The sequence below is a fragment of the Undibacterium sp. 5I2 genome (genome assembly GCF_035019605.1).
Lineage (GTDB): Bacteria > Pseudomonadota > Gammaproteobacteria > Burkholderiales > Burkholderiaceae_D > Undibacterium.
On the sequence record NZ_JASJVS010000036.1, the window covers coordinates 22,501 to 44,188 of the forward strand.

20 protein-coding genes are annotated in these 21,688 nt (G+C 55.5%); 7 read left to right on the top strand and 13 right to left on the bottom strand.

Annotated elements, in window-relative coordinates:
* Positions 1-77 precede the first annotated feature (77 nt).
* Genes trpA through QN359_RS13050 form a run of 4 tightly spaced genes read right to left on the bottom strand, consistent with a single transcriptional unit; the run spans position 78 to position 3,002 of the window.
* Complete coding sequence (trpA, locus tag QN359_RS13035) at positions 78-875, bottom strand: tryptophan synthase subunit alpha (protein WP_322248217.1); 798 nt, start codon at positions 873-875, stop codon at positions 78-80.
* Between the two features lie 13 nt (positions 876-888).
* Positions 889-2,157 (bottom strand): tryptophan synthase subunit beta, encoded by a 1,269-nt coding sequence (trpB, locus tag QN359_RS13040; protein ID WP_322248216.1) that lies wholly within the window; start codon positions 2,155-2,157, stop codon positions 889-891.
* A 58-nt stretch (positions 2,158-2,215) separates the two neighbouring features.
* Entirely contained in the window at positions 2,216-2,887 is a 672-nt protein-coding gene (locus QN359_RS13045) for a phosphoribosylanthranilate isomerase (RefSeq protein WP_322248215.1), read from the bottom strand.
* The gene (locus QN359_RS13050; protein WP_322248214.1) at positions 2,865-3,002 is read right to left on the bottom strand and encodes a hypothetical protein; all 138 of its coding nucleotides are present in this window, start codon (positions 3,000-3,002) and stop codon (positions 2,865-2,867) included. The genes QN359_RS13045 and QN359_RS13050 overlap by 23 nt, the downstream gene beginning before the upstream one ends.
* On the opposite strand from QN359_RS13050, the gene QN359_RS13055 reads away from it, so the two are divergent.
* The gene (locus tag QN359_RS13055; RefSeq protein ID WP_322248213.1) at positions 3,001-3,837 is read left to right on the top strand and encodes a WecB/TagA/CpsF family glycosyltransferase; all 837 of its coding nucleotides are present in this window, start codon (positions 3,001-3,003) and stop codon (positions 3,835-3,837) included. The two genes, QN359_RS13050 and QN359_RS13055, sit on opposite strands and share 2 nt — an antisense overlap.
* Here QN359_RS13055 and QN359_RS13060 read toward each other — a convergent pair.
* Entirely contained in the window at positions 3,834-4,859 is a 1,026-nt protein-coding gene (locus QN359_RS13060) for an isocitrate lyase/phosphoenolpyruvate mutase family protein (RefSeq protein ID WP_322248212.1), read from the bottom strand. The genes QN359_RS13055 and QN359_RS13060 overlap by 4 nt on opposite strands.
* Positions 4,860-5,095: 236 nt before the next feature.
* Positions 5,096-7,462 carry a hypothetical protein gene (locus tag QN359_RS13065; RefSeq protein ID WP_322248211.1) on the bottom strand — a complete coding sequence of 789 codons (2,367 nt, stop codon included), beginning with the start codon at positions 7,460-7,462 and terminating at the stop codon, positions 5,096-5,098.
* 68 nt (positions 7,463-7,530) lie between these two features.
* On the opposite strand from QN359_RS13065, the gene QN359_RS13070 reads away from it, so the two are divergent.
* On the top strand, positions 7,531-8,910 hold the full coding sequence (locus tag QN359_RS13070) for an O-antigen ligase family protein (protein WP_322248210.1): 1,380 nt from the start codon (positions 7,531-7,533) through the stop codon (positions 8,908-8,910).
* Here the strand turns inward: QN359_RS13070 and QN359_RS13075 are convergent.
* Genes QN359_RS13075 through QN359_RS13095 form a run of 5 tightly spaced genes read right to left on the bottom strand, consistent with a single transcriptional unit; the run spans position 8,819 to position 14,123 of the window.
* Positions 8,819-9,880, bottom strand: coding sequence for an acyltransferase (locus tag QN359_RS13075; RefSeq protein ID WP_322248209.1), 1,062 nt, complete (start codon positions 9,878-9,880; stop codon positions 8,819-8,821). The genes QN359_RS13070 and QN359_RS13075 overlap by 92 nt on opposite strands.
* A 9-nt stretch (positions 9,881-9,889) precedes the next feature.
* On the bottom strand, positions 9,890-10,813 hold the full coding sequence (locus QN359_RS13080) for a glycosyltransferase family 2 protein (protein WP_322248208.1): 924 nt from the start codon (positions 10,811-10,813) through the stop codon (positions 9,890-9,892).
* Complete coding sequence (locus QN359_RS13085) at positions 10,806-11,759, bottom strand: cellulose synthase operon protein YhjQ/BcsQ (protein WP_322248207.1); 954 nt, start codon at positions 11,757-11,759, stop codon at positions 10,806-10,808. Before QN359_RS13085 ends, QN359_RS13080 begins: the two co-directional genes overlap by 8 nt.
* Positions 11,752-13,182: a Wzz/FepE/Etk N-terminal domain-containing protein gene (locus tag QN359_RS13090; protein WP_322248206.1), complete on the bottom strand. Its 1,431-nt coding sequence runs from the start codon at positions 13,180-13,182 to the stop codon at positions 11,752-11,754. The genes QN359_RS13085 and QN359_RS13090 overlap by 8 nt, the downstream gene beginning before the upstream one ends.
* An 8-nt stretch (positions 13,183-13,190) precedes the next feature.
* Positions 13,191-14,123, bottom strand: a complete 933-nt coding sequence (locus QN359_RS13095; RefSeq protein WP_322248205.1) for an SLBB domain-containing protein — start codon at positions 14,121-14,123, stop codon at positions 13,191-13,193.
* Between the two features lie 293 nt (positions 14,124-14,416).
* Between QN359_RS13095 and QN359_RS13100 the strand changes: the two genes are divergently transcribed.
* Entirely contained in the window at positions 14,417-15,364 is a 948-nt protein-coding gene (locus QN359_RS13100; protein ID WP_322248204.1) for a glycosyltransferase family A protein, read from the top strand.
* Positions 15,365-15,374: 10 nt separating this feature from the next.
* Positions 15,375-16,793 (top strand): undecaprenyl-phosphate glucose phosphotransferase, encoded by a 1,419-nt coding sequence (locus QN359_RS13105; RefSeq protein ID WP_322248203.1) that lies wholly within the window; start codon positions 15,375-15,377, stop codon positions 16,791-16,793.
* Positions 16,794-16,805: 12 nt separating this feature from the next.
* Here the strand turns inward: QN359_RS13105 and QN359_RS13110 are convergent, their stop codons facing one another.
* Both QN359_RS13110 and QN359_RS13115 read right to left on the bottom strand, forming a co-directional pair.
* Entirely contained in the window at positions 16,806-17,855 is a 1,050-nt protein-coding gene (locus tag QN359_RS13110; protein WP_322248202.1) for a GNAT family N-acetyltransferase, read from the bottom strand.
* Positions 17,845-19,101: a YihY family inner membrane protein gene (locus QN359_RS13115; RefSeq protein WP_323493335.1), complete on the bottom strand. Its 1,257-nt coding sequence runs from the start codon at positions 19,099-19,101 to the stop codon at positions 17,845-17,847. Before QN359_RS13115 ends, QN359_RS13110 begins: the two co-directional genes overlap by 11 nt.
* A 98-nt stretch (positions 19,102-19,199) precedes the next feature.
* On the opposite strand from QN359_RS13115, the gene wrbA reads away from it, so the two are divergent.
* The 3 genes from wrbA to QN359_RS13130 are packed head-to-tail and all read left to right on the top strand — an operon-like array spanning position 19,200 to position 21,596.
* Entirely contained in the window at positions 19,200-19,820 is a 621-nt protein-coding gene (gene wrbA / locus QN359_RS13120) for an NAD(P)H:quinone oxidoreductase (protein ID WP_322248200.1), read from the top strand.
* On the top strand, positions 19,817-20,197 hold the full coding sequence (locus tag QN359_RS13125; protein ID WP_322248199.1) for a DUF2069 domain-containing protein: 381 nt from the start codon (positions 19,817-19,819) through the stop codon (positions 20,195-20,197). Before wrbA ends, QN359_RS13125 begins: the two co-directional genes overlap by 4 nt.
* Positions 20,190-21,596, top strand: coding sequence for an FAD-binding oxidoreductase (locus QN359_RS13130; RefSeq protein ID WP_322248198.1), 1,407 nt, complete (start codon positions 20,190-20,192; stop codon positions 21,594-21,596). Before QN359_RS13125 ends, QN359_RS13130 begins: the two co-directional genes overlap by 8 nt.
* Positions 21,597-21,688 lie beyond the last annotated feature (92 nt).

Genomic DNA, 21,688 nt, shown 5'->3' on the forward strand with positions numbered 1-21,688 from the left:
GCAAGCGATGCAAGTGGCGTCTGGCTCGGCCTGATACAAAAGCCGTTGCAGCCGTTTGATGGTGTTCGGCGCGTATTTTACTCGTCCAAGGCCTTTCTGACACCAGAAATAAAACTTTTTACTGCCGCAACGGCATTTTCATGCGGCGTGCGCTCTAATTCTTCGATCAGGCGCGAACCAATCACGACAGCATCAGAGACATTGGCAATCGCGCGCGCCGTGGCACCATCGCGTATCCCGAAGCCGACCCCAACCGGCACACTGACATGCTGACGGATCCGCGGTATCATTTCAGCAACAGCAGATAAATCCAGGCTGCCGGAACCGGTGACGCCTTTGAGTGAGACATAATACACGTAACCGCTGGCGATCTGGCCAACCAAAGCCATCCGCGCCTCGCTCGAGGTTGGTGCCAGCAAGAAGATTGCATCCATTTGCTGCGCGCGCATGGCGGCAGCAAACTCGCGACACTCTTCTGGTGGATAATCGACCACCAGCACACCGTCCACTCCGGCCGCCGCCGCGGCAGCGATAAACTGCTGCTGCCCCATGCGTTCGATAGGATTGGCGTAACCCATCAAGACCACCGGGGTGTGTGCATCGGTCAAACGGAATTCGCGCACATAGCCCAGCACATCGCGCAAACCGACTCCGGCCTTGAGCGCCCGTTCGGAAGCGCGCTGTATCACCGGACCATCGGCCATCGGGTCAGAAAACGGCACCCCGAGTTCGATGATGTCGGCACCACCGGCGACGAGCGCATGCATCAGCGGCACCGTCAGCGCTGGCGCGGGATCGCCGGCGGTCATGAAGGGAATCAAACCTTTTTTACCTTGTTGAGCCAGAGCCGCCAAAGTTGTATGAATTCTTGACATGGTAAGCCTCGCTTTACAGTGCCAGACCGGCGCGCTCGGCGACGGTATGCATATCTTTGTCACCACGGCCAGACAAGTTGACCAACACGATTTGATCGTGTTGCAGCGTCGCCGCCAATTTTGCTGCATAGGCCAAGGCATGACTCGATTCCAGCGCCGGAATAATGCCTTCAATGCGGCAGCAATCGTGAAAAGCTTGTAATGCTTCGTCATCGGTGATAGTCACATATTGAGCGCGCCCACAATCTTTCAGCCAGGCATGCTCAGGGCCGACACCGGGATAATCGAGCCCGGCCGAGACCGAATGGGTTTCGATGATCTGACCATTTTCATCCTGCAGCAGATAGGTGCGATTACCATGCAACACGCCCGGCGAACCGGCCGTCAGCGAAGCCGAGTGCTTGCCACTGGCGATGCCCTCGCCGGCTGCCTCGACGCCGATTAAGGCAGTCTGCGTTTCATCGATGTAAGGATAAAAAATCCCCATGGCATTGGAGCCACCGCCGACGCAAGCCACGACAAAATCAGGCTGACGTCCGGTTTGCTCCGGCATTTGCCACAAGCATTCTTCGCCGATGACGGCTTGAAAATCGCGCACCATCATAGGATAGGGGTGCGGACCGGCGACCGTGCCGATGATGTAAAAGGTATTTTCCACATTGGTGACCCAATCGCGCATGGCTTCATTGAGTGCATCCTTGAGCGTCTTCGAACCCGACTCCACCGCCACCACACTCGCTCCCAGCAACTTCATGCGGTACACATTCTGCGCTTGCCGCTTGATGTCTTCGGAACCCATGTAGATCACGCACTCCAAACCGAAGCGCGCACAAATCGTGGCAGTTGCCACGCCATGCTGACCGGCACCGGTTTCTGCGATCACGCGTGGCTTACCCATGCGCTTGGCCAGTAAAGCCTGACCGATCACGTTATTGATTTTATGCGCACCAGTATGATTGAGATCTTCGCGCTTCATGTAAATCTGCGCGCCACCCATGAGTTCAGACCAGCGCCGCGCATGGTAGACCGGCGAAGGTCGACCGACGAAGTACTTGAGTTCGTTACGATATTCTTGCAAAAATTCCCGGTCATGCTGATAGCGTGCATACGCTTGGCTCAGCTCGGCCAAGGCGTGCGTCAGCGTTTCAGAGACGAAGCTGCCGCCGTAACGACCGAAATGGCCGTCGGCATCAGGAAAATGGTAATTACTCGATTGATAAATGGCGGTTGGCTCAACATCGCCTAAGGCGCTGCGTACCGGGAGGGAAGACAAGGGTTTCATAGTAGTCCTGAGAGTTCTTTGTGGACCTGCAACTGAATCAAACGCATCATGCGCGCCATCAGTCTGCCGGTCGCTGGTCTGCCAAGCGTACTGCAGCAATGAATGCGCGCAGCTTGGATTCATCCTTCACGCCTTTTGCCGCTTCGACACCACTGCTGATGTCAACGGCAAACGGTCGTACCTGGCTCACTGCGCCAGTCACGTTGTGTACGCTCAAGCCACCACTTAAAACGACCCGAGGCGCGAGCTCTTTTGGAATGAGAGACCAATCAAAAACCTTTCCACTACCACCATATTCTGCCACGAAGGTATCGAGCAGCAAGCCATTGAAAAATGGACTGGCACGCCGATAGGCAAGTTCACATTCTATCAAATCTTCGGCTTTGGTGTCGGGCTTGACGCGAAACGCCTTTAAAAACGGTCGCGCAACCGCGCCAGCTAAGTCGCCCGCCTGCTGCGGCGTTTCATCACCATGAAATTGCAGCAGCTGTAACGGCGCTTGGCGCAACACCGCGGCGAGCTCGGCAGCGCTGGGATTGACGAATAAACCGACCGAAACGATGAACGGCGGCAAATCTTTCAGCAAGCGCGCAGCGCCCGTCGCCGTCACGGCACGCGGACTGGGCGGATAAAACACCAAGCCGAGCGCATCGGCACCGGCAGCCGCCGCCAAGGCGACGTCGGTGGCGCGGGTCAGGCCGCAGATTTTAATACGGGTGCGATGGGACATAGATAGGCAAAGCTGATCGGAAGGCGACAATCTTACCCTTAATTGATCGAAACAGCAGCCCGCCGATGCGCTTTTGAGCATCAAACAGCAGAAGTTCTGAGATAATCAGCGCCATGAACCCTACTCCTGCACTCCCGCCCAGCACGCCGACCGCGACACCCATGACGCCAGCTCTGCCCCCAACTCTGACTACGCCCTTGTTCGGCCTGACAATTCAACGCCAGCGCTTTTCCGAGGCGCGGGACAGCCTGATGGCGGTAGCGGCTAGCCGCGGCCAGCCGAGTCGGGTCGTGGTCACCCCGAATGTCGACCACATCGTGCGACTGGAAAGTACAGCAGAATTCAAAGCGCTCTACGCCACGGCCGATTACATCTACGCCGACGGCATGCCACTGGTGTGGGTCAGTCGTGGCGGCAAGGCAGCACTGCCGGAACGGGTGACCGGGGCCGATTTGTTTGTGGCTCTTTGCAAAGATTGCATGACAGAAAATAGGTCGATCTTCGTGCTCGGTGGCATGCCTGGTCAGGAGCAGGCTTTGCTACAAGGCTTTGCCAACAGCTATCCGGGTTTACGCGTCAGCATCTTTTGCCCCTCGATGCAATTCACGCCGGACGGCGCCGAAGCCGATCTGGCCATCGCAAAAATCAGCGCATCTCAGGCGCAAATTGTCTTCATTTGCTTGGGCATGCCGAAGCAAGAACAGTTTGCCTTCCGCTACCGCCGCGAACAAACTCAGAACAATGCGCCGCTGCTATTGTGTGTAGGGGCGGCGATGGAATTCGCGCTCGGCCAGAAACGCCGGGCACCGCTGTGGATGCAAGGCATAGGCATGGAATGGTTGTGGCGTTTGGCCAGTGAGCCGCGCCGCTTGTGGCAACGCTACACGGTCCAAGGCATGAAGTTTTTCCCGATTGCGCTGCGCCAGTGGCGCGCACAAAAAAACAACTAAGCTACTTTCTTCAGCTCACACGCCTGCTTGCCCAGCAATTCTTGCCATTCCACAAAAGCCGGCATTTGCCGGCGCGCATACGCCTGGGCAAAATCAAACATCGCCCCCTCCGGCGGTGCCAGTGCAGCCAGTGAGATGAACTGAAATTGATAACCCATGGCAGCGAGTTCTTTTTGGAACTTGGCAATGGTTACATCATCAAGCTGCTGCTTCCACTGAAATGTAGGCGAGCAGTGATAAGCCAACAGTTTGCCGGGGAAAACCGCATGCACACCTGCGGCAAAAGCTTTGGCATTGGCCAGATCGGGCTTATCGCTGGCGCACCAGATCACATCGGCCGAAGCGGCATACGCGAGCGCGCGCGTCAACGCCTGATCGACATCAGTACGACTGGGACGCCAACCGTTAACTTGACGCTCGGCCAATAAGGCATCGGTGCGCGCAATCAGCAGCGTCGGCACACCCAGCACATCGGCGGCCAAGCGCGCCGCCTGCAGGCGCGCTATCATCTCCGCAACAGGCAGCAAGCCGCCGGCACGGTCAGCTTGGTCGCCGAACTGCACCGCGGCCGCACCGGCGCCCAGCAAGGCTTGCATTTGTGCAAAGACATCCTGTTGCGCACTGTCACTGGCCACCGCATCGACCACCAACGGCACGCAAAAGTCCTGCGCGCCCGCCCCTTCGAGAACTGGGATTTGCTGCGCCTGCGTGAGCGCGGCGGTAATCGCCGCCACCAACTGAGGGACGGCCGGAGCGGCACAGTAAACGACTTTCAATCCGGCTTGAACCTGCTGCACCGCTTCATGGCCGCTGGCTGCGCTTAAGGCATGCACGACGCGCTGTTGCGTCAATAATTGCCATAACTTGTCAGCACCATCTTTGGCCGCTCCGACAATCAGAGGCAGCGCGCCACGCCGGGCCAACACCTGCTCGGCCGTGTAATGGCGTTCAATCCCCTGCCAACGCGGGTTGGCATCCCACATTGTTTGTAATTGCGCTGCGTGTTGAGCGTGTGCTGTCATCGTGCTCCCCTATAGTCAAATCGAAAACCTTTGAATCTATCATAGGGGAATTTTTGCATCGCAACAATGTCTTATATAAGACATCCGAAAAATATTTTAATCATATAAAACAATGTCTTAGCGCCAATTTATCGCGATATGAAACGACATTTCTTGCAATGAGAAATGATATGCATCAAATTTCCGCCCTTGTTTCACAATACGAAATTGTGCTCCCACATAGCAACATGTTTGACTCAGTCATCCAAAAATAACAACTCAAACCAAGGATTCGGCTCATTGAGGCTGATTTGCACCCCACCGGCGACGGCCTGCACCTGCTGGGCCGGCAAAGCTGGCTGCCGTTGACCGGATTCATTGAGCGGAAACACCACCACACGCCGCGCACTGCGCGGCACAAACAACTTCACCGCTATCTGTTCCAACCACATCGAGCCACTGCCATCCCGCGGCCCCGAGGCTTGCGTGGCATGACTGGTATCCGGTTCGAGAGTCCACCAGCCGCGCTCGCCGGGGTAAGCAATCAGATTTTTGGCTCGTTCGGGGAAGGAATCGGGTTGACTGCTACTGGTGGCAGCGCTGACAGTCAACAACATACGGCGCGAACTGTTCAAGGGCAAGGCATCGCGACTGCTGAGCAAAAACACCCCGAACTGCCGTCCCAGCGGCGCGAAACTTGGCGTGAGCCAAGTACGTTCAGACGAGTCGCCGAAACCGGCAAACAAGGCGGAAAAGCGCCCCGCCAGTTGCAGACTCGGCCCGAGCGGGCGATACACCAGCTCGCGCCCCTTGAGGCGCCAAGGATCGCTCTGCGGCAGCGCCGCCACGGCCACGCTGGCGGGTGCCCGCTCGACACGGTGATCAACCGCGATGCGTTTGAAAAACGCATCTTTCACCGTGATACCATAGCGCACGCGCAGATAATCGAGATACGCATCCGAACTGACACCCTCAGCCATCGCCGCCACGCTATGCCGTACCGCGCTCGGGACGACAATGCTCAACTGTTGCGGCAGCGCTGGAATTTGAAACAAGCGAAACAAGGCCGCCGCGCTGCCGCTGGTGACCAATTGCCCGCCCTGCCCTTTGAGCGCAAAACTGTCCGGTGCAGTGCGGCTGGCAGCGAGGTCACCGTAATGAAAAAAGAACAAACCATCCCAATCCTGCATACTCGCCAGCGCAGCCATGACCGGTATGATTTCGGCACTCTGATGATTCGGATAAGCTTGGTTATATTCACTGATGACGAAAGGCTTGTTACGGTCACGGTAAAACGCCCGTTTCAGCAAGACTTCCCAACCCTCCCGCAAGGCTGACTGATCACGGATGCGCCAGTCATGTCTATCCCAAGGCTGATGAGGAAAATCATAATGATCGACATACACATGCTCGTCGACATAATCGAGCTCGCGCTGGGCATCGGCATTCAAAATGCCACCGAAATACATTTGCGTACCGCTCAAGGGTACCAAGGGCCCGACCTCGGCGCGCACTGCCGCACGCAGGGTATCGAGATACTGCTTATCCATCGCCACCAGAAATGCAGTGAAATCGAGCACGCGCCGCTGCGCACCACGCTCCGCCCCGACATATTGCGTCTCCAGCAAGGCTGGCAAAGGCCAGTCTATGCGCCGCAAACAGCGCCGCAACAGTTGCGCAGCACGGCCCAGCCATCCGCTGCCTTCGGTCAGCACCCGGGCTTCCTCTTGCTGTAGCAAGAGCGCACCGCTGCGACTGAGTCCGCAACTATCCCAGCGGGCACAAGCTTGCTCCACACTGCCATATTGCCGCACTATCCAATGCTGCCACTGCAGTTGCAATAAGCGTTGGTATTCGCCCGGCAAAGCATCGAGTTCACGTCTTTGCCAAGCCCCGAGCAAGGACGATTCGTTGCTGATCTCTATCATCGCCAAGGCACTATCTTCATTCAAGTGCAGGCGTCGTATCAGTTGTTGCGCATACTCAACCTGCAAAGTCAGCATACGTGGCTCAAACAAATGCAGTGGATGACTGGCAAAGGGCATGCTACTGCCGGGCGGCAGCGGTGTCACTTGATCGACGGCATAGCGAAATGTATATCCCACATGTAAGTTCAAATTCACATACAGGCCCTCCTGCTTGAGCGCATCGATCAAGCCGCGCAAACGACTCAGCGCCACCGGGTTGAAACTCGGAAAGGCCCCACTGCCCAAGATGCCTTGCGGATCGTCGCTGCTATCACTGAGTACACTGTCGAGGTGATGCAGGCGCACCGCATTAAAACCGAGACTACGCAAGCGTCGCGCCAATTGCAGCGCCTGCTCGGGAGTCGGAAAATTGGCTGCACCAGCCAAACTGATGCCGAAAAAGCGCACGCGCGTATCGTCGGCGCTATTGGCTTTCCCATCGGCACCGACGCGGTAAAAATGCGCATCCTTGGCAAACACCCGGTCGGCCGCCGTCAGGGGCTGATTGAGCGCACTGAAATCGGTGATACTGGAAAATTGATCGGGATTGACATCGAAACGATACCAATCGGGATTCGTCGCAGCCGACGCCGTCAGTGAACCCAGCAGCAGCCCGGCAGCAAGGACAAAACGGCCGATTGTTGGAAAATAATTCATGAAATAAATCGCATTAGCAAAGCCAGCCAGTAGAATATCTCACAAACAATTGCTAAACCTATGCGCCGATGAAGATTCTTTCTACTCAACAACAAGCCCCAGCCTTACCAGCAGTTGAAATCCACCTGATACAAGCCATGGTGATGTTGTTTGCCATCTTCTCATTATTGCCATACGGCATATCCTGGGACTATGCCGGCACCTCGGCCTTGACCATGGAGGGCTCGCTGACTACCAAGCTCGAATGGGGCAGCCTGATCTTGGTCGCGCTATATGTGCTGTACCGCAATTTACCGGTGGCGCGCCAAGATTTACGTGCGATCAACCCTTTCCTGCTGTTAGTCTTGCTGTGGTGCTTACTATCGAGTCTGTGGTCGCCCTTGGCCGGCGTCAGTTTTAAACGTGCCATACAGCTGTATGGCATCGTCCTCATCGGCCTATCCATACAACTTGCACCTCAGCCACTGCATCTGATAGTCACGGCCTTGTTGCGGGTATTGATGGGCATGCTGCTGCTGTCGCTGGTAATGGCACTCGCCTTCCCCTCGATTGGCATCGATTACGAACTCGGCAATGCCTGGCGCGGTGCCTTATCGCAAAAAAATGAACTCGGGCAAGTTGCAGCGATGGCGCTCTTGCTGTGGCAAGTCAAGGCTTGCATGGAGCGTATCGATAGCAAATTCTTGGGCGCTGCGCTGCTGTTCAGTTTTTTCATGCTCATCATGAGTAAAAGTTCGACCAGCCTGTTGATCGCGCTCTCAACCAGCGCCGTGTTTCATCTGTTCAGAAAACGCCGTCTCTCTTCCGACTACTCACTGACGCGCATCCTGCTCAGCCTGTTGTGTCTGATCCTGCTGATGTTGTATGCATTCTATTTGCAAGAATCGCGCTTTCCAACTTGGCCAGAAGTATCGGCACCGATCGCGAGTTTATTTGGCAAAGGTTCTGATTTAACCGGTCGCACCGATATTTGGAACTTGGTTTGGCTGGAAATTCATCGGCACTGGGTCATCGGACTCGGTTACGGTGCATTTTGGCTGGGGCCCGACAGTTTGTCGCAATATGTGATCAGCGCGCTCAACTGGATACCCTTGCAATCGCATAATGGTTATCTCGACATACTCAATGAACAAGGTTTGATCGGGCTGGGTGGAACCGTACTGGTATTACTCACGCAAGCGCGTCAACTGGCCATCATGGCGCATGGCGACCGCTTGCAAGCGGCCTTCTGGAGTGCCATGTTGTTGGTGGTCGTGGTGACCAATTTTACCGAAAGCAGCCTGTTTCGCGGCTTTGGTTTTCAAAACGTGTTTTTTATCTTCGCACTCGTCGCCAGCACCTGCGTCAACCGCCGCCTCAGCGCAGCAAACGCCGACCCAGAGCCAACCCAGGTTGTTCGACCCAGCGGCAGGATAAATCGGCCAGCAGCAGCGAGGCCGCGAGCATGATTGCTACCCGCAGCGGCAGCGCCAAAGGCGGCAACCACACCGTCATCATGCCGAACACCAGCCAGTGATACAGATAGAGTGAGTAACTGATGCGACCGATATACAGCATCAGTGGCGCAGCCAAGCAAGCTTGAACCCGAGTTGGCTGCAGCACCGCATAAGAAAACAGGCACAGCAAAGCGATACCTTGCAAAGAGTAGCGATACGATTCACGGAAGGCTTCATCGCGAAACACTAAGGTGGCCAACAACAGCAGCACACCAAGGGCCGCCAGCGCGGGCCGCTGCAAATAGCCCTGCACGCGCGGGAAATATGCTTCAATCAAAGCCAAGGCAGTGCCGTATAAGATGGAATCGGCCCTTGTATCGGTGGCTTTATAGATACGGTAATGGACTAATTGATCGAGCCCGACCCCATACACCAGATAGACGCGCCAAGCCAGCACCAGCACCAACAAGCTCAGGATGCAGGCAAGAAAACGGCGTGGTTTGGCAATCAAGGCCAAGAATAAAAATGGAAACACCATGTAAAAATGTTCTTCCACTGCCAGCGACCAAGTAATAGACAAAGGCGGCGGCAAGACTTCGCCGCTGTAACCGATGAAAATAGCAAAATAATTGGCAAAATAAAAGAATACCGAAGCCAACTCCTGCCATTGCCAAACTACCCCGGCACAAGCCATGACAAGCAGCGCAGCGACGACGAATACCAGCAAGGCTGGCATCAAGCGAAACACCCGCCGCAAGTAAAATTGCCGCAGCCGCAGCGCCCCGTACTGGCGCGTTTCGCTGATCATTAAACGGGTAATGATGTAGCCACTGATAAAGAAAAAGATCGTCACACCCAAACCGCCGGGTATTAAGTGACCAAGCCAAGCGTGGGAAAACAAGACCAGCAAGATCGAGACAGCCCGCAAGCCATCGAGCGCCGGCAGCCGGGCGGCATGCGGCAGGGAATTTACAGGGTGCATAGAGATACTTCAGGCTTGTCCATAAATATGCGGTTTTTTACCGCGGAAGTGATTGAGCTTGCCGCACTGAGAGGCGACGATGCGCGCCCAATGAAATGCTCGCAGCGGCTTGAAGACCAGCAAACCAAGGGCCAACAGCGCGGCCAACACAGCTTGCAGCAGCGCGCGCAGCACCAGGTACGCGGCGCGGCGACGCGGCTGTGCCGCCATTGCCAGCTCGGTGCGCATGAATAATTGCCCAGTCCGAAACGACCTCTGTAATAACCAGCGCGCGCTGGCGCGTTCCAGCGGCACTTGTTCACTGACTGCCGCTTCATCGCACCAGACCATGCCGGCACCAGCGGCCAGCAAACGGCGAAACAACATGGTATCTTCGCCACCACTATTGCCATACGCCGTGTCAAACGGCCCATTACCATCAACGCTGGGTGCCAGAGCTGCACGCCGCAGCAAGACATTACCGCTGCGGGCATTTTTATCGTCAATGCGGGTACCGCTAGGCATACGCGCGCGCTCAAAATATCCGCCCCGACGTATCCACTCCGGCACCCCATCTTGATACTCCGGCACTACCGGTGCGAATACCACATCGGCCGCATACTGCTGTTGTACTCGCAATAATTGCTCCAGCCAATCCGGCTGCGGACACTCATCATCGTCGATCAAACACAAGTATTGGCCACGGGCGGCGGCGATCACGGCATTCCGCGCCAACGAGATATTCGATACGCTCAGGGTGAGACTGGTCAAGCGTTGCGGGAAGCGCGCAGCGAACTCGGCCAACACCGAGGCGGCCGACTGTTGCGCATCATTATCGAGCACCACCACTTCGAAGCGCTGCGCTGCCAAGTTTTGCGCGAACACGGCAGTGAGTAAGCGCGCCAACAACTGCGGCCTTCGATAAGTGCAAATGCACACACTGAGCTCAGGCATGCGGCTTCACTGGCACGGCAGCGCGTCTGAAAAACGGCAAATAATTCCACCAGCGGCGCACGCGCGACACTTCTTCATGCTGGTTGTAAATCGTGCCGATCACCGCCACACCAGCACTCTGCATTTCCTCTTTCAATCCACGCAAATCAGAGAACAAGCTGCGGTCTTTCTGTGCCACTAACAGTACTGCCCCCACTTGATGCGCCAACATTTGCGCATCCGAAGCCGCCGCGGCACTGTGACTATCAAAAATTACGGCATCAAACTGTTCATGACAGCCTAGCAGTAACTCGCCGATGCGCGGTACCCGCAGAATTTCCAAAGGATTCGGCACGCGTGGGCCGGCCGGTAAAAACTGTAAATTCGGCAGCAAAGGAATCAAAGCGGCCGACAAGGGAATGCGGCCGGCCAGAACCGATGACAAGCCATCAGGCGTGGGTAAGGCAAACAATTCATGCAAATTACCCGAGCGCATATCGGCATCGACCAGTAAAGTGCGCCGACCGAGCTGCGACAAGGCGATCGCCAAACTGGCTGCCATATAGGTCTTGCCTTCGCCAACACCGGCACTCACCAAGGCAATCCGAATTTTTTCGCTGGCACTGAATTTGAGCAACAACTCGCTGCGCAAGCGGCGAATTTCTTCGGCTTCGCGCGAGAATGGCGCATGAAAAAAGCGCAGCTTGGGATCGGCCACACCAGTTAACAATTCAGTCCCACCAAAACCGAACTGTTCGCCCAGCGCCGCGTCGATCTCGGTTTGCGTCAATAAACCAAGGCTCAGAGCCGCATCACCGAAACGCATTTTCTTTTGCTGCTGTTGGGCGAAAATTTGCTCTACTTGGTCCGCACTGAGGCGTCCGCGCTGCAGAAACAAGTCCCCTAAGCGACCGATTTTGAGCGGTGCCGGATTTTCTGACGGCGCTGATTTTTCCGACTCAAACATGTGAGCTCCCCGCCCGCGCTACACTGGCCACCGGCCCGGTTTCAATGAAGCCGACCTGTGCCATCACCGGCACATCGAATTCACGTTCCAAGTCTTCCACACAGCGCACCCGTCGTTTTAATAATTCCAGTAAAAACGCGACACTCAAACCGAACAGCAAACCGCCGAACAAGCCGAAAATAAGATTATTCCTGAGCAAGGGCTTGGCATGTTTTTCGGGTAATTCGGCCCATTGCATAACGGTGGCATCGGAAATCGAGACATTACTGGTCATCAACAATTCATCGAATTTCTGGATCGCGGCATTGTAAATTTTCTGTACGCTGTCGAGCTGGCGTTGATACGAACTGATCACATCGCGGTGCTTTTTATTTTCAAAAGTTTTTTTCTGATAGCCAGCCAGTGATTGCTCCAACACTTTTTCTTGTTGCGCCAAACGGCCATCGACGGCTTGCATGGTATTGAGCACCGTACCCGATTCGCGCTGCAGCTTGGCCTGTAAGGCCAGTCGTTCCTCTTCAATCGCCAGATAACGCGGATGATGCACCCCCAAGGTACTACGGGCATTAGCCATCTGGGCATCGAGTGAAATCAGCGCCGCCTTGAGGCCGGAAATATTACCAATGCCAGCCACTTCCGGCAAATCCGAGCTCAGATTCCCATGCTGCGTCAACTGACTGAGCGAACGTTGCTTGGACTGGGCATCGATGCGCTGTATCTGAATATCGAGTAAATGCGCGCTCAAGGCCGTCATTTGGCGCGATTCCAGATCGACACGCTCATCGAGATCGACGATTTGGTATTCCTGCTGGTAGGCGGTGAGTTTCTTTTGAATATCATCGATTTGTCGGCTCAGCGATTCAAGCTGGGCATTGTATTGATCTTTCCGTGCGCGTGCCGGCGCATTCATCATTTCCAGCGACAAACTGATATACGCTTTGATGATCGCATTGACGATCTCTTTGGCACTCTGCGGGTTGGCGGCCGAATACTGGATCGCAATCACCCGACTGTTCTTATGCGGCACGACTTCGACATTCTTGCTGATCGACTCGGCCAGCGCGCGCAAACCACGCTGCTCGCCGAAGCGTGCCGTCAAATGACGGCTCTCTTCGCTATCTTGCAGGCGCAAACTATCGATCACGCGCTCGGCCACTTGCACGCTCTTGATCACATCAAATTGAGTTTCCAAATAACTTTCATCCTGCAGCGGATGAAACTGGCGGCCACTGATAGGATCGTTCATCCGATAATCGATGAAAATATCGGCCGTCGCCACATAGGTTTTAGGCAGAACCAAACTGACCACGCCGGCGATCAGCACGGCACCGGCCGTGATCATAAAAATCAGTTCGCGCCGCGCCCGCAGCATGGCACCAATCTGCGTGAAAGATAAGATCAACTCACTTGAAGAACTTCGCATCGTCACGTTTAAAAAATCCGTTCATTAATAAACACCACATCACCCGGCAACACCACGTCGGTAATCCGCGCCGAGATCTCTTTGATTTGGCCATCGAGCGCTTTGCGATGAATCACGATGCGCGAATTCGAGCCGCGTTCGGTCATGCCGCCGCCAATCGACAACACCCGCATCACATTGAGCTCGTCTTCCATCGGATACATGCCGGGACGGCGCACTTCGCCATACACATAAAAATTCTTTTGCTGTCCGACGATAAGCACATCGTTTGGTAAAATTTTCGCAATGAACTGTTCTTGGTTCTTTTCATCGTCAAAATCGAGCCGAATACTGGCAAATTGCGCCAATTCGGTCTGACCATCGACACCGGTACGACGCAAAATACGCAAGTATTTATCGGCTCGCGGCGATACCCCGCCAGCCAAGCTCAGGGCATCGAGTACTGTGATCGAACCCTGCAAAGGAAAGCGACCGGGACGCAGCACTTCACCGAGCACAGAAAAACTGCGACTGATTTGCTGACCGAGTTTGACGGCGACTTTAGGATTAAGCAAATACTGGCCCTGCAACAGACGATCGGCAAACAAATTGGCGATCTCACTGGCCGTTTTCCCTTTCACCATCAGCGTACCAACCAAGGGCAGGCTGATACTGCCATTGGTCCCAACTACCACGTCTGCGCCAAGATCCGGCTGACCGAATACCGTGATGAGCAATTGGTCCCCTTCGCCGGCGACATCAAACCCGGCATCGGCCGCGGCGAACTCCGCCGCTGCAGCGCTTGGTTTCGATGGCAACTTCATGAGCTGACTGTCGGCCTTCAAGTGCGTCGACGCCTGTTCACTGCTGGCGCCACTGTTTTGCGCCATTACCGGCGACATCAGCACAAACAAGCACACCCACAGCAGGGACCAGCAAGAGGATTTCGACGTCAACATCATAAAGGCTTCACGCTCATTGAAATTCAGACAAGTAAAGGAAACAAGGTATTTTATCGCGGCAGACTAAACAATTTGCAAATTTTTGTCATATGTACAAACATTTGATCTCAAGAACCAACAAAACGCGAGGAATAGTTGCATTGTTGAAAATCACGTGGCAAATCGACCGCTGCAGCAAAGAAAATTAATACGGCATGGGCATAATCATGCCACATAACAATTCTTCACTATTAATAAATTGTCTCTAAGTGCAAGCTACGTTAACATTGCGCTAATTGAATGAAAGATACAGCATGACACTTCCTCTGCCCACCACAGCCACCACAGCCACCACAGCAGCACCGATCACCATCGTCAAGCTGGTGATCATCGCACCAGTCCGCGATGAAGCGGATCTGATACGACTGACCCTCGACTCCATGGTGGCACAAACCGTGCGGCCGGTCGAATGGATCATCGTCGATGATGGCTCGCGCGATGACACCGCCGCCATTGTGCAGGAATATGCCGAACGCTATGATTTCATTCGCTTGGTGCAACGCCCGGACCGCGGCTTTCGTAAAGTCGGCGGCGGCGTGGTGGCCGCCTTCAAATTCGGCATCACACAAATTACCCACAGCGATTATGAATACATCGCCAAACTCGATGGCGACATGTCCTTCGGCCCGCGCTACCTCGAGCTGATGTTCGCTCAGTTTGCTGCCGATCCCAAGCTCGCCGCCGTCTCTGGCAAAGTGTTTCGGCCCGAAGTCGGCGGTGCGGTGGAAGAATTGACCATCGACGAGCATGTGGCCGGCCAATTCAAACTATACCGCCGCAGCGCTTTCGAAATGATCGGCGGTTTCGTCGAAGAAGTGCTGTGGGATGGTATCGATGTCCATACCGCGCGCATGATGGGCTGGCATACCCGCAGCTTTCATCACCCCGAGGCGATCCTGACACATCACCGCTTGATGGGCTCATCCGACCGCAGCGTTTACCGCGGCCGACTGCGCTGGGGGCGCGGCATCTGGTTCATGGGCTATCACCCGCTGTATGCCTTGGCCTCAGGAATTTTTCGCATGCGTGAAAAACCACTGATCATCGGCGGCTTGCTGATCATTGCCGGCTACTGTGGTGCCGCCCTGCGCCGCGCGCCGCGTTATGAGAATGCGCCATTCCGCGCCCACCTGCAGAGCTGGCAACTCAATCAAATCAAACGCTTGTTATTCAAAAACACCGCCCAAAATACCGATAAATAAGACCGCTGCCATGCTCAATTCTCCGTCACCAGGTAACGCCACCCAGCCGGTTCACTTGCTTTCCGTGCTCACCGGTCTGGCCTTCGGCGTGGCCGTGTGCCTGACGCTGATCGCGATTATTTTCAATGTCGAGCATGTCGACGCCGAAGTCTTCGGCGGCCGCATTTTGATCGCCGCCTTGACCAGCATTATTGTCTTTTCCAGTCATCGCCTGCTCAATTCCCTGCAAGACAGCCGCGTTGTTTCTTTATTCCCGAAGCTGACTTGGCGCTGGTTCATCGTCTTCATGGTCGTGCTGCTGACGGCTTATGTAGAAAAAACCTCAGAACAATTATCGCGCAAGGTGATGCTGCTATGGCTGCTGTTGACGCCGTTTTCCCTGATGCTGACGGCACTGCTGATACGGACTACCGCCGGCCTGTACTACTCGAATCCGGCGCGCCGCCGTAAAGCCATCCTGATCTGGTCGAATTCCGCTTGTGCCGAGTTAGTCAATTCCTTACGCAATACACCGCTGGCGGCGGTCGATGTGATAGGTTTTTTCGATAATCGCAACACCTCGCGACCACCGAGCAATCTGCCGCGCCTCGGCGACCTCGAAGATGCGGCCGAATGGATGATTGACCCGGAAAGTGGCAAGATCAAGGTTGACGTGGTTTTCATCGGCATGAACACGCGCGACCCGGAAGAACTCGGTGAAATCCTCGAAATTCTCTACGACAGCACGGTGACCACCTATTTTGTGCCGGAATCGCTGATCTTCGGCATGCCCGGCATACAATTGCGCGAATTAGCCGGGCGGCCGGTACTGGCCTCGATAGAAACGCCGTTCATCGGTCTGGCCGGACTTCCCAAGCGCGTCCTCGACTTCATCGGTGCCACCATCGGTTTGATCTTGCTCGCCCCGGTGTTACTGGCAGTCGCCATCGGCGTGCGTATGAGTTCACCGGGGCCGATTTTTTTCCGCCAAGTTCGCTACGGTATCGCCGGCAAACCGATCAATGTGTATAAATTTCGCAGCATGAAAATCGAACCGGAAGACGTGCCGGTGATTCAAGCTACCGTTGGCGATACCCGCGTGACCAAGTTCGGCAGTTTCATTCGCAAAACTTCGCTCGATGAATTGCCACAGCTATTCAATGTCCTCAGTGGCGACATGAGTTTGGTCGGACCGCGCCCGCACGCCGTCGCGCACAATGAGTTGTACCGCAAATTAGTCAATGGCTATATGTTCCGGCATAAAATCAAACCTGGCATCACCGGTTGGGCCCAAGTTAACGGCTTACGCGGCGAAACTGAAACGCTGGAAAAAATGCAGGCACGGGTCGATTATGATCTGTATTACCTGCAGCACTGGTCGATTTGGCTCGACATCGTCATCATCTGGCGCACCGTAAAAGTGGTATTCGGCGACAAAAACGCTTACTGAAGCGCGCCGGCCTCAGCGCGCCTTGATCCGCCGCAACCAGCTACCGAACGGCGAGTGTTTCAGACCATGACGAGCTTGCCGATACCGTCCCTGCGCTTGTGCCAACATGGCAGGGGCAGAAACCGCGCCCTCACACAAGGGTTCAAAGCCACTGGCAAAGCGCTGTTTGTAGGCTTGCTCACCACGCCCCAGATCGACCACTTCGATACCGCGCTCGGCCGCGGCCCGCGCACAGCCGGCCAATAACATCAAACCCGGTGAAAATTCAGCATACGCGGTGTCATACCAAGGAAACCAGTAATGTAAAACCTGGCCGGTACGCAACCCAAAATGCGCGGCAATCAGGGTATCCCCAGCATGCAGGGTCGATAAAATACCAGCAAATTCAGGCTGTCGATGCGCATGTAAATGATCGATTACCGTGCGTATCGCCGGCTGCGCAAACAAATCATGCGCGGGACCGAGCGTGCGCACGAATTGCTCAGATTTTCCACGCAACAGCGCCGTGTAATCGGTCGCGCTGTCAGCATCAAAACAAAAACGCAGCGCCCCGAATTTTTTTGCCAACTTGCGTTCGGCCGTTTCTATTTTTTTTAACAGCGAGGCCTCGCGCGTCGCTTGCAAACGCTCGGCATAGGCAGCAAAGCCGCCACGCAGATCGAGCGTGAGCGAGCGGCTATGCTCCCACGCGCCAGCGGCAAACTCAGTGCGCGCCAGCGGCATATGATTGAAACCCATGTAGTGCACGCGCATGGCAGTCAGCATGGCCGACGGCGACAAGCGCAAGCCATTGGCACATATCGGCCCCTGATAATCGGTCAAGCCGCCGCCTACCGGTGCGGCACACCAGCGGCCCTCCAATTGATACGGTAAGACCGCCGCCAACTTACCGGCCTGTTCGATCAGTAACAGGCGCAGCTGCGCGCCGCCCTGGGCGACCGCGACGGTATAATCGGGATGGTAATACGGACTGCGGTACAAGGCTTGCTCGTTCAATAACTGCAACCATGCCGAGCGTACGCCATGGTCGAGTTCGGCGACCGAAATCACGCTATACCGCATCGTTGGCCTCGTGACTGAGATAAAATTCTTGCAAACTCTGCTGCAAGCCGACATCGATAGTTTGCTCGACTACGGCCGACAGACGACTGTCGGCAACCGGTTCGAACACAAATAATTTATACACATCGGCCAGCCGTAACTGCATAGGATTGACGCTCAACATCCAAACATCACCGCCTTCATCAGCCCTGGCCCACCAAGCTGTCACGTGGCTGCCGCTGGCTTCGGCTTGCACCACCCAACCGGCTTCGAGCATGCGCTGCATCACAGCAGAAATCTCATCAAGGCCGAAATACGTGGCGGCCCGCAGTTGCGCCGTGCTGAGTAAGGCCGAACCGGCACGCGTGCGGGCGCGCGTCAACTCAATGAGCAAGCGCATCGCATCGGCGAAGGCACTACCGGGCGTGGGTACATGCCACCAACGTTCAAACTTTAAGATCGGCAACACCGCTGCCAGCACGGCCCCAACCAAAGTAATGAGCCAGGATAAATATATCCAGAGCAGAAAGATCGGCACCGCCGCCAAAGCTCCATAGACGATGGTATAAGTAGGAAAATGCGCGACAAAAACAGCAAAGCCACGCTTGGCAATTTCGAACGCCGTGGCCGCAAACAAACCGCCGCAAGCAGCATCGCGCCAGTCTATGCGCCGGTTCGGCACAGTCAGATACAATAGCGTGAAAGCACCTGTGGTAACGGCAACCGACACCAAGGTATAAAACACCGCCCCCAGAAAAGGCACGGCACCGACAACACCACTGGTAGCAGTAAACAAATACGACGTCAGCGAAATCGATACGCCAATCAAAAACGGCCCGAGCGTGACGATGGCCCAATATACCAGCACACGTTGGAACAGTGGCCGGGCGCGCTTGACTTGCCAAATCTGATTGAAGGATTTATCAATCATCGCCATCGTCGCGATCGCCGTCAATATCAAGGCACCGCCACCGACGGCGGACAAGCGCGTTGCCTTGGTGGCAAATTGCGTCAGGTAGCCAAGTATGGTGTTAGCTATGCCTTTAGGCATCAGATTCTGTACAAAATACGCCTCCAGCGAGGTGCGGAAGGTATTAAACAAGGGAAAGGCGGTAAAAATCGCCAACGCGACCGTCAAAATCGGCACCAACGCCAACACCGAGGTAAACGTTAAACTACCGGCAACCTGCGGTAAGCGGCCGTCGCGCAAACGTTGCAAGACGAATTGTAAGAGTTTGGGTAAATGTTTCCACGACATGCCATGCATAAAAATCTTCACTGAAAAGTAGCAAACGCTATTTTACTGATAGCGGAGTAATAAAGCCCCATATAATCTTGGCTTGACCAGAAAAAAAACACCACTCCATGCCCCGATCTGAACTGACGATACTCGTTTTATACTACTCACGCCACGGCAATACGCAAAAAATGGCCGATTTGATAGCACAAGGAATCAACAGCGTACCTGGCTGCGAAGCCCGCTTGCGCACCGTGCCGGCCGTTTCCAGTCAGATCGGCGGCAGTGCCGCGGCCATACCCGAGAGCGGCCCGCCGTATGTCGAGTTATCTGACCTCAGCGACTGCGCCGGCTTGGCCTTGGGCTCACCTACGCGCTTCGGCAATATGGCGGCAGCGATGAAATATTTTTGGGATGGAACTGCGGCCGACTGGCTCAGCGCCACCTTGGCAGGAAAACCGGCCTGTGTCTTCACTTCCACCGGCAGCATGCATGGTGGCCAGGAATCAACCTTGCTGAGCATGATGCTGCCACTGTTTCACCACGGTATGATGTTGCTCGGCCTCCCCTACAGCGAAGCCGCCCTGATGACCACCAAGACCGGCGGCAGCCCTTATGGTGCCAGCCACTGGGCCGGCTTGGATGGCAAAGAAGTTATTTCCGACGACAGCCGCGAATTGGCGATTGCGCTCGGTCGACGTTTGGCGCAGACCGCACTGCGCCTGCATGAACCGGCGGCGCAACGATGATCAGCCAAGGCCAACACAGATCCCACCTGCTCGCTTGCGCCAGTTTGGCCACCCTGTTGTTACTGTGCTTAGCGTGGGAGTTATGGCTGGCACCGCTGCGCCCGGGCGGCTCATGGATGGCACTCAAAGCCCTGCCCTTGTTACTACCCTTGCGCGGCGTGATCAAAAAAGACAATTACACCATGCAATGGACCTCGATGTTGATTTGGCTCTATTTCATCGAAGGTGTGGTGCGCAGCTACAGCGATACCAAGCCGGTATCGATCTGGTGCGCGGCGCTGGAACTGGGCTTGTCCCTCGTGTATTTCGGCAGCGTACTGGTATATTTACGGCCACTGAAACGGGCTGCCAAAGCCTTGGCGAAACAACATGGATGAATTTCTCTCAGCCTGCCGTGCTTTAGTCGGCAGCAACTATTTACTGCGCGACCAAGTCGATGTCCTGCCCTATGAAACCGAATGGCGTCAGCGCGTACGCGGCAAAGCCTTGGCGGTCATCCTGCCGGCCACGACCGCAGAAGTGGCTGCCATCGTGGTCCTATGTGGACGCTTTGGCGTTGCCATCGTGCCGCAAGGTGGTAATACCGGTTTGGTGCTCGGCAGTATCCCCGACCAAAGCGGCAGCGCCATCATCCTCTCGCTCAAACGCATGCACGCGATCCGCGCCATCGATAGCGTCAACAATACCATGATCGTCGAAGCCGGCTGCCTGCTCGAACACGTGCAGCAAGCCGCGGCCGCGGCCGGACGTCTGTATCCGCTGGCACTGGCATCGCAAGGTAACTGCACCATAGGCGGCAACCTCGCCACCAACGCCGGCGGCACTGCCGTGCTGCGCTACGGGAATGCGCGCGAACTCTGCCTCGGTTTGGAAGTCGTGAATGCCGACGGCAGCATCTGGCACGGCCTGAAAGCTTTACGCAAAGACAATACCGGCTATGACTTGCGCGACCTCTTCATCGGTGCCGAAGGCACGCTGGGCATCATCACCGCTGCCGTACTTAAGCTGTATCCGCAAGCACGCAGCAGCAGCACCGTACTGTTGGCACTGGCCACCCCAAGCGACGCCTTGGCCATGTTGAATCTGGCGCGCAGCACGCTCGGTGCCACCCTCAGCGGTTTTGAATTGATCGCCGACTTTTGTCTGACCTTGGTGGAAAAACATTTCCCCTCCCTGCATACGCCATTTGCACAACGCCACCCTTACTATGTACTCTTGGAAATCTCCGACCATCAAGCCCAACCTCAGGCCGGCCATGCCATCGAAGCGCTGCTCGAACTAGCGCTGGCACAAGGATTGATCGCCGATGCCGTGCTGGCCAGCTCAATCGCCCAAGCGCGCAACTTGTGGGCGCTGCGCGAAAATATTTCGCTGGCACAGGGTACGGAAGGAAAAAATATCAAACACGATATTTCCTTACCGATTTCTGAAATTCCCGCCTTCATCGAGTACATGGCAACGTGCTTGGAGCAGCATTATCCGGGCTGCCGCACGGTGTGTTTCGGCCATATGGGAGATGGTAATTTACACTACAATATTTCCGCTCCCGAGCACGTCGACAAGCAAGATTGGCTGACCCAGCAAGCCGCTATCAACCGTCTCGTGCATGATCAAGTCGACCGCATGCATGGTTCGATTTCGGCCGAGCACGGGCTGGGCAGCCTCAAGCGTGAAGAAATCAAACGCTACAAGTCAGACACCGAACTCGCACTCATGCGCGCCATAAAAATGGCACTTGATCCGCAGAACTTGATGAATCCGGGGAAAGTACTTTGACATCCTCCCCGCCCTAAAGAGGCTGTCGCAAAAGGGTAGTGAGTCGGTATCATTACCCTGACTGGTGGCCACGTCATTCCTGCGCGCTTTTG